Here is a 7,544-nt window from a genome sequence, read left to right as displayed (position 1 = left end):
TGTCCCGCCAGCGTGCCGCCGGTTGCTACGACGATAACGTTGGGCTTGGGAGACGCCACTTGCTCTTGCGTCAGCGCCGGGATATCGAACGTTGGCAATATCGGCGCCTCTTCGGCGCGTACCATAATGGCCAACACGCTCGACATGGAGACGAGCAGCGACAATATCAACACTGGAATGAGAACCTTCTTGCTGAACCTACCCTTTATCATCTCTGTCATGTTTCCTTCTCCTCCTGTGCGATATATTTGCTAGAATCTATTTCGGATTATATATTTGTGTTAGATTTATTTACAAACCCATTTTTGGCGATTTAACCGTATACAATATACATTCTCTATCGATATCGACGCGTTTCCCTCTATTTTCTCCTGATTTCCTTCGCATTTCCCAGCAAACAATATCATCCAAACGACATTTTTCCGGATCCTCTGCTAGAAAGGAAATCAAAATAATTATGTCACAAAACTTTACATATAGTAACTTGAACATAGCAGACTGCACCAGCCTAAGCCTGCACCAGCCCCTCCCCGCTCGACTCCTGCGCTTCTCGCTCCTGCCTCTCCTGCTCCTGCAGACGCTTGCGATAGACGATGCGCGAAAGCGTAATGCTGCATTCATACAGCAACAACAACGGGATGATCACCAGCAGATCCGACACCAGGTCCGGCGGCGTGACCAGCACGCCGATGACGACGAGTGCGAAGTAAGCGCCCTTGCGCGCCTTGGCGAGCCGCTGCGGGTTGAGAATACCGAGCTTGGTCAGGAACAGCACGGCCGCCGGCATCTCGAAGAGGACGCCGAAGGGCAGCGTCATATGCGCCATAAACGTGAAGTAGCGCTCCGCCGTATAGACGGTATCGAACTGGCCGTCCGACAGCCCGCCCAGGAAGGAATAGACGACAGGGAACACCACGAAGTAGCCGAAGCAAATACCCGCGATGAAGAGCGCCGTCACCGCCGGGATCATCTGGAACGCCGCCTTGTGCTCCCGCTCGGTGAAGGCCGGCTTCACAAAAGCCCAGAGCTGATACGCCAGCACCGGCATCGTCGCAGCTGCGGCGAAGACGGCGGCAATCAGCATATACACCCACAAAATATCGCTTGGACCAAGCAGCGCCAGCTTGACCTCCATCCCTCGCGTCAGCCAGTCGTACATCGGCCGGACGAACAGAAAAGCCCCCAGCAGCGAGACGACAAAGGCCGCCATAATGATCATCAGTCGTCTGCGAAGCTCGCCTAGATGTTCCACCAGATTCATCGTATCCCCCATCTCTTCTCCTCCTCCTCGTCTTCGTCGCATGGGCAAGCCTATCCCGCACCAAAGAGGAGGCCGACGGTCCAGCCATCGCCTCCTCTTGTCGCCAGGGGCTATCCTGCCCGACTGTCAGCAAGCATGCTGCACCAGCTGATCGCCGACACGCGAACACCAGCTGTTCGTCGACATGCCAACACCGGCTGCTCTAAGAACCTGCTTACACGGCCTCCCAGCCAACATGCTACATCGCCGCCGGCTTCTCCGGCTTCGCCTCGATGACCGCCATACCGTGTCGCGCCTCGCGGCTGTCGCGGCTCTCGCGCAGCTCCCGCAGCTCAGGCTCCTCCTCATGCACCAGCTCCTTGGTGGAGCGCTTGAATTCCTGGAGCGTCCGGCCCATCGCCCGACCGATCTCGGGCAGCTTGGACGGGCCGAAGACGACCAGCGCAATGACCAAAATAAGAATCAATCCGGGAATCCCGATACTTTGCAGCATCGCCTTCGCCTCCTCTTGTTCTATTTAGCGCTTCTTGGGATAAGCGGCGACCGCCTCGATCTCGATCAGCCAGTCGCTGTTGACCAGACCTGCGACCGCAAGCGTCGAGCGCGCTGTCTTGGTCGGGTTCGCCTCGGTATTGAAGTACTCGCCATACGCCTCGAACCAGCCGTCATAGTCGACCTTGCCTTCCTTCTCCGGGTCCGCGACCAGATAGACGCGCAGATAGACAACATCCTTCATCGTCAGTCCCTTCGCCTTCAGATCGGTCTCGATCCGCTTCAGGATGCCGACCGCCTGCGTCTTCGTATCGCCATAGCGCTCATGGATCGTCTTGCCGTCCCGGTTCAGCACCGGCGGCACCGTACCGCTCGTCCACAGATACGCCATATCCTGCGGCACCGAGACGCCCGAGGCGATCGAGGAGCTCGGCGACCCGTAGAACTCCACCTCGTGGATCGGCTCGGCCGTATATTTGTTCGGCGTCATCGGGCCGGCCGCATAGGCCGTGATGCTAAGCGCGCTGATAGCGGCAGCCGTCAGCGCCGCAAGCATCCATTTGTTCCTGATCTTCATAGCGCCACTCCTTTGTTCGATAGTATAAAATGACTTGTCCCATGCTCCACCAGAGCTTTCAGCTCCCGGCTTTCGACTCCCGGTTTCCGACATTCAGCCTTCGACTTACGCCTTCATCACTCGCTCCTGAATCGCCTTGACCGTCAGCAGCGCCGACTCGAATGCGCCTGCCATCCAGCCGGTGAGGTAGCTCAGATGCTCGCCAGCCAGATAGATGCGGCCGTCCGGCTTGTTAAGCGTCGGGTAATAATCCTTGCGGTCAGCCGCCGAATAGCTCGCCCAGCCGCCCATATTGTACGTCGTCTTGTGCCAGGCGATGGAGAAGGACGTCTCGAATTCCTTATGGTACTGCGGATGAATCTTCGCCCCTTGCTTCAGCGCGTATTCCTCGCGTTCGGCCAGAGACATGTCGCCTAGCTGAACAGCCGCCTCGCCGAAGTTGTAATAACCGACGACGATGCCCTTGCGGCTCAGGTAATCGCTCGACGGGTACCAGATCTGGTTGATATCCATATTGGTCGTCGTCATGCCGCTATAGATGCCCTCGTCGATCTCCCAGAACCGCCTTCTGAACTGGAAGCCGATCTTGCCTGTCGTCGCATACGAGATTTTGCCGATCGCCTCGCTCATCTCCTTGCTGAAGTCGGCAGGGATATCCTTGAGCACGCTGAGCGGAATCGTACAAATGCAGTAATCTCCCGTCGCCTCCTGCACCGAGCCGTCATCCGCCCGATAGGTGACGCTGACGCCGCTCTCGCTCTGGCGGATCCGCTGCACGACGGCCTGGTAGCGGATCACATGCCCGACCTTGCGGGCAAACGCCTTGCCGATCTGATCCATCCCGCCGACTGGCTGGAACATCATCATCTGCTGATCGAGCGAGTATTCGGAATTGAAGCTGTTGCCAAAGCCCGACTGGATGATCGCGCTCAGATTGTACGGGTCCTCCCGCACCCCCGGCGTCTCGCCGCCGCCAGGCAGCACCTTGTAGCCGCGGCGTCCCGAGCCTTTGTAGAACAGATCGGCATCGAGATCGCCCTCCCGGCGCAGATAGGCGACGAGCTTCTCCTTGTCGCTCTCGGTGAGCGGCAGGTTCAGCGCATTGCGATCGACCGCCTTGGCGAGCAGCTCGCTCGTGTAGCCGCGCACATCGGCCTTGGCCTCACGCTTCCTGATCTTCTTGCCGGAGAGCGGGCCGACATTCTCGCTATAGAAGTACGCCGCGTCGTTAACATTGCCGAATACCTCCAGCGGCACGCCGAGTTCCCGACAGTACTTCATCGTAATATGATGCTGCGGGATGCGCGCCGGTCCCGGATTGAAGTACAGTCCTTCATCGAAGCGGGCTACTTGCTTGACCCCGCCCGTCTCGGTCACCGCATCGCCGCGACGGATCGTCCAGTTGCGACCGCCTGGCCGGGAGCGGGCTTCGAGGATGACGCATTCATAGCCGGCTTTGGTCATCTCCAGGGCCGCAGTCATCCCGGCCAATCCCGCACCCAGGATGACGATTCGCTTGCCGTTGCGCTGAGCCGCATTGACCTCTCCGGGCGGAGGCAGCGTCGCGGCGCTGGCCGACTGGCCCAGCAGTCCGAGCGTGCTCATCGCGCTATAGACCGCGACAGCGCCGCCCGCCTTGCCCACTTGCATCAGGAATTGCCTGCGAGACATCTGCGTTCCTACCTGTTCTGTCACCCTGCTTCCTCCTTTGTCGCCTGTATCAGCGTCGTTCTCGGGACTTAGCATAGCACCAGGCAGAAGGAATTGTATGGATTTACGTCATATTATCTAACATAATTTTTGAAATTAGTGTTTCGACAAAGTTTTAACGTAAGATAATCTTACAGAACTATTTTCAAGTATGAAAAAATACGCGATGATAATAACAGAATGGGGGTCAATAATTAGACAATTGCATACCGATCGTATATGCGAAGGGGTGACAAATGCGGATGTACAAGGAGAAGAAAGTCATCGCTATCGGTCTGGTGAGTGAACTGACCGGATTATCGGAGCGCAAAATACGCTATTACGAGGAACGACGGTTGATCTTCCCGGAGCGAACGGCGGGCGGGACCCGGCGTTACTCATTCGACGACATCGAGCGGCTATGCGAGATCGCTGAGAAGATGGAGGACGGCCTGTACATCCGGGAGATCAAGGAGATGGAGCGGCGCAAGCAGATGAAGCTCGGGGTATCGGCCGATAGCTGCGGACGACGCAATCTGGGCTAACTGGCCCTCAGGAAAAAAAGCAAAACTCCACAGGCGAATGCCTGCGGAGTTGGATTGTCTTGGGTAAGCCTTCCAGCATTGATGCGATGCCCGAGTGGATTAATACTTCGTGGTACATGCTTGCTAAGCGCGGTACAACTCAGGGAAACTCGGGCCTTCGAACAGATCGCCATCCTTGCCGCCGAGCAATCCCACATTCATATGGTTGTCTCCTCGGGTGCCCGCGCGATACCGCGTCTCGCCCGTCATCAGGTGAACCGCCAGCGAGCGCCTTGGATGCGCAGTCGTATTGGGACCGCTACCATGGAGTGTATAGGCGTGGTGGAAGCTGACCTGCCCCGCCTTCATCCGCAGCGACACGACTTCGAAGCGCTCGTTTTCGGGCAGCTCCATGCCCTCCTGTTGCTTTTGCAGATCCTGCTCGAAGAAGTCGTTGACGTTCAGCATCCCCCACTTATGGCTGCGCGGGACGACCTGCATGCAGCCATTGTCCAGATCGACGTCATCAAAGGCGACCCAGGCGGTGATCAGCGTCGGCTCGGCCGCGCATTGCCAATACGTATAATCCTGATGCCAGCCGACATTACCGCCCGACCGCCGGTCCGGCCGCCCCGGCTTGTACAGCAGCTGATCGTGCCAGAGCCGGATCGAGGACGCGCCCATCAGCGCGGCGGCAATCGCCCCGATAGACGGATCTGTAGCCAGTCCGCGCAGCGCATGGTCGGTCCAATGACTGTTATCGGTCTTGCGCAGCACATCGCCCTGCTCCGGCTGCCAGCCCCCCGGCCACGGTCCGCGTCCTGTTTCGTACTCGCCATTGTAGACTCGCTCCATCCGCTCGCGCAGAAGCTCCAGTCGCTTATCATCGATCAGCTTCGGTGCGATCCAGTACCCATTGTCCTGGTAGAACGCGACATCCTCCGCCTTCGGCATAACCACTTCGTTTATTTTCATCTGCTCAACGCCTGCCCTTCTGCCCCTAGTCCGACGTCTCTTGGTCGTCGGCGTTGCCTTAAGCATACGCGAATGAGCCGGTCTGTGGCGTTGGCAGAATACAGCGCATCGTTAACGTTTTTCGTCCTATTGCGTTGAGGTAGTAGCTTGGAGCGCAGACTTGCGAAAATCCGCCGGCGCCATCCCGGTATGACGCTTGAAAAATACGCTGAACGCATGAAGGCCCGAAAAGCCGAGCCGCTCGGCAATCTCTGTCGCCGTATGACCCGGCTGGCGCAGCCAATACTTCGCCCTCTCGACGAGCAGTTCGCGCATGTAGCGACCCAGCGGCAGACCGAGACAGCGCTTGAACTCTCGCTCCAGATGCGTCCGGCTCACATGATGACGCTGCGCCAAGGCATCGATGCCCGACCGTCCGCCCTCGAGCGCATGCAGCTCCTCGAGCAGCTCCTTGACGACAGGCGGCATCCCGACGGCCGACCGACTCTCGCGATCCGGCGATTGCCGGGTGTAGATCCGGATCACCTGCACCAGCAGCTGTACGAAGCAGCTCCGGGCGACCAGCGCGCCGTGAGGCTGCGGCTCCATCAGCTCCCTGAACAGTTGGTCGAACAACGCCTTCGCTATGCCGTCTCCGTCTGTTACCACACGGCTGCGACCGAGGCGATAGTAGTCATCCTCCAGACCCGGCATGCCGTTCAGACGGAAGCCCGCATAATACAGACGATAGGGTCGGTCTCCCGAGGCCGCGCCCTGATGGATCTCGCCCGGCTTCGTCACGAACACGTCTCCTGCACTCACCTGCATCAGCCTGCCATCCACCGCGAACCAGCCTCTCCCCTCATCGATGTAACACAGCTCGAAATGGTCGTGGATGTGGGCCGACACCTCCCAAGCCTCGCGCGAGTTGATGCCGATATACGAGAGCGCCTCCAGTTGGCCGTCCATGGGCAACTCCTCACGGTAGCCCTCCGCATCGACGAACCGCGCTGGCTCCGCTGGCGTGCGGTCTTTGCGGATACCGAGAGGGCTCGCGGACGAGAAGAACCTATCGTGAGCTGGACAGCGAGCCGGCGACTCGCATACCGAGTCGTTGCCCTGTTGGCTAGCGGACGGCACACGCGCTCCCGATCTCGGTCGATCAGTCTGACTCCTATCCTCGTCATGCATCGCGATCCGCCTCCCTAATCCAGGTAGTCGACCAGTTGAGCGAGCTGGCTGATCTCGCCATACAACTGAACGCCCATCGCTCGCATACGCGCCAGGTCGCCGTTGTAGGCGACGAACCGGATGCCCGCTGCCGTAGCCGCTGCGCCATCGATCCAGGAGTCGCCGACGGACAGCCATTGTCCAGCAGGGATCTCGGGATAGAGAGACAGGACGAGCAGGCTGGCGTCCGGCTCCGGCTTCATCGCCGTTACCCGGTCTCTTCCGATCACGTCGTCGAAGTAATGCAGCACCCCATTTTCCCGCAGCGCCAGCTCCGCCGCCTCGCACGCATTGTTGGTGACGATCACCAGGGGCAGTCGCCCATGCAGCTCACGCAGCAGCTCCGCAGCCCCCGGCTCCAGCACCGCGCCATGCATCCCCTCACGCTCGATCCGGTTAGCGATCTCCCACATCTCCGCCGCCATCGCCTCCGTCATCCGACCGGTGCGTACAGCGGCATCCATCAGCGTCGACGTCGTGTGGCGCTCCAGCTCCATATCCTCCGGCAGGATGCCGCTCGTCGCCAGATACGCATACGTCTCCCCCTTCATCCGGCCAAAGTCGATGCGCGAGCGCAGCAGCGTATTGTCCATATCAAAGATGAGGCCCCGCACATCTAGTGTCTCTGTCATGAGATTCCCCTTTCGCGTTTGCGTCGGTTTTGTATTCATTGTACAACAAAAAAAACGCCTTGCGCCTGCTTTCTGAGGGAAGGCAAAAGACTTCTGACAATTGTCAGCTATAGACTAGCAACTACTCTCCACTCGCTTTGGACGAGGCGACATTAAGTGCAAAAACCAGGCTGTTGAAAAACTCC

8 protein-coding genes and 1 pseudogene are annotated in these 7,544 nt (G+C 58.8%); 1 reads left to right on the top strand and 8 read right to left on the bottom strand.

The genetic code is table 11. From position 1 onward, the window contains the following. The 5 genes and pseudogenes from PA598K_RS33835 to PA598K_RS33815 all read right to left on the bottom strand — a co-directional run. Nucleotides 1-221, bottom strand: a pseudogene (locus PA598K_RS33835) (asparaginase); the annotation flags it as partial. A gap of 287 nt (nucleotides 222-508) precedes the next feature. Further along, nucleotides 509-1,273, bottom strand: a complete 765-nt coding sequence (gene tatC, locus PA598K_RS33830; protein ID WP_128661140.1) for a twin-arginine translocase subunit TatC — start codon at nucleotides 1,271-1,273, stop codon at nucleotides 509-511. A gap of 226 nt (nucleotides 1,274-1,499) precedes the next feature. Beyond that, nucleotides 1,500-1,754 carry a twin-arginine translocase TatA/TatE family subunit gene (locus tag PA598K_RS33825; RefSeq protein ID WP_128661139.1) on the bottom strand — a complete coding sequence of 85 codons (255 nt, stop codon included), beginning with the start codon at nucleotides 1,752-1,754 and terminating at the stop codon, nucleotides 1,500-1,502. A gap of 24 nt (nucleotides 1,755-1,778) precedes the next feature. Next, a complete protein-coding gene (locus PA598K_RS33820; RefSeq protein WP_128661138.1) occupies nucleotides 1,779-2,330 on the bottom strand; it encodes a RidA family protein in 552 nt (183 codons plus the stop codon). Between the two features lie 105 nt (nucleotides 2,331-2,435). Next, on the bottom strand, nucleotides 2,436-4,025 hold the full coding sequence (locus PA598K_RS33815) for a flavin monoamine oxidase family protein (RefSeq protein ID WP_307719910.1): 1,590 nt from the start codon (nucleotides 4,023-4,025) through the stop codon (nucleotides 2,436-2,438). 257 nt (nucleotides 4,026-4,282) lie between these two features. On the opposite strand from PA598K_RS33815, the gene PA598K_RS33810 reads away from it, so the two are divergent. After that, the gene (locus tag PA598K_RS33810) at nucleotides 4,283-4,564 is read left to right on the top strand and encodes a MerR family transcriptional regulator (protein ID WP_128661137.1); all 282 of its coding nucleotides are present in this window, start codon (nucleotides 4,283-4,285) and stop codon (nucleotides 4,562-4,564) included. A gap of 123 nt (nucleotides 4,565-4,687) precedes the next feature. On the opposite strand, the gene PA598K_RS33805 is transcribed toward PA598K_RS33810, so the two are convergent. From PA598K_RS33805 to PA598K_RS33795, 3 genes are all read right to left on the bottom strand, one after another. Continuing rightward, the gene (locus PA598K_RS33805) at nucleotides 4,688-5,518 is read right to left on the bottom strand and encodes a phytanoyl-CoA dioxygenase family protein (protein ID WP_185602395.1); all 831 of its coding nucleotides are present in this window, start codon (nucleotides 5,516-5,518) and stop codon (nucleotides 4,688-4,690) included. 126 nt (nucleotides 5,519-5,644) lie between these two features. Then, nucleotides 5,645-6,466, bottom strand: coding sequence for an AraC family transcriptional regulator (locus PA598K_RS33800; protein WP_185602394.1), 822 nt, complete (start codon nucleotides 6,464-6,466; stop codon nucleotides 5,645-5,647). Between the two features lie 236 nt (nucleotides 6,467-6,702). After that, nucleotides 6,703-7,359: an HAD family hydrolase gene (locus PA598K_RS33795; protein WP_260405749.1), complete on the bottom strand. Its 657-nt coding sequence runs from the start codon at nucleotides 7,357-7,359 to the stop codon at nucleotides 6,703-6,705. Nucleotides 7,360-7,544 lie beyond the last annotated feature (185 nt).

This window comes from Paenibacillus sp. 598K, assembly GCF_003851045.1.
Lineage (GTDB): Bacteria > Bacillota > Bacilli > Paenibacillales > Paenibacillaceae > Paenibacillus_D.
This window is presented reverse-complemented; position numbering and strand designations above follow the sequence as displayed.

Bases quoted from the DNA above. Each gene is read 5' to 3' on its own strand.
- PA598K_RS33810 (WP_128661137.1), top strand. From the start codon at position 4,283: ATGTACAAGGAGAAGAAAGTCATCGCTATCGGTCTGGTGAGTGAACTG.
- PA598K_RS33795 (WP_260405749.1), bottom strand. From the start codon at position 7,359: ATGACAGAGACACTAGATGTGCGGGGCCTCATCTTTGATATGGACAAT.
- PA598K_RS33805 (WP_185602395.1), bottom strand. From the start codon at position 5,518: ATGAAAATAAACGAAGTGGTTATGCCGAAGGCGGAGGATGTCGCGTTC.
- PA598K_RS33800 (WP_185602394.1), bottom strand. From the start codon at position 6,466: ATGGACGGCCAACTGGAGGCGCTCTCGTATATCGGCATCAACTCGCGC.
- tatC (WP_128661140.1), bottom strand. From the start codon at position 1,273: ATGGGGGATACGATGAATCTGGTGGAACATCTAGGCGAGCTTCGCAGA.
- PA598K_RS33820 (WP_128661138.1), bottom strand. From the start codon at position 2,330: ATGAAGATCAGGAACAAATGGATGCTTGCGGCGCTGACGGCTGCCGCT.
- PA598K_RS33825 (WP_128661139.1), bottom strand. From the start codon at position 1,754: ATGCTGCAAAGTATCGGGATTCCCGGATTGATTCTTATTTTGGTCATT.